At 27.9% G+C, this 258-nt stretch carries 1 pseudogene; it reads left to right on the top strand.

Annotated features, from left to right (window positions below):
- Positions 1-258 (top strand): annotated as a pseudogene (locus SB773_RS32905) (glycosyltransferase family 1 protein); the annotation flags it as partial.

The raw sequence follows: 258 nt of genomic DNA on the forward strand, positions 1-258 counted from the left end.
ATATACAGGGAAATCGACCGATCAAAAATACAGTTTGACTTTTTAGTAACAAGAGAAGAGGTTGGTTTTTATGATAAAGAAATATTATCATTAGGTGGCAATATACATAACATTCCTCATGTTAAGAAAATAGGATTGAAAAATTTTAAAAAAAATGTAGATGTATTTTTTCAAGAGAATAATCAATGTAGTATTGTTCATTGTCATATGAACACTTGGGCGGGATTTTTTTTGCCAATAGCGAAGAAAAATAAGATT

It is taken from the genome of Bacillus sp. SIMBA_074 (genome assembly GCF_046534555.1).
Taxonomy (GTDB): Bacteria; Bacillota; Bacilli; order Bacillales; family Bacillaceae_G; genus Bacillus_A; species Bacillus_A mycoides.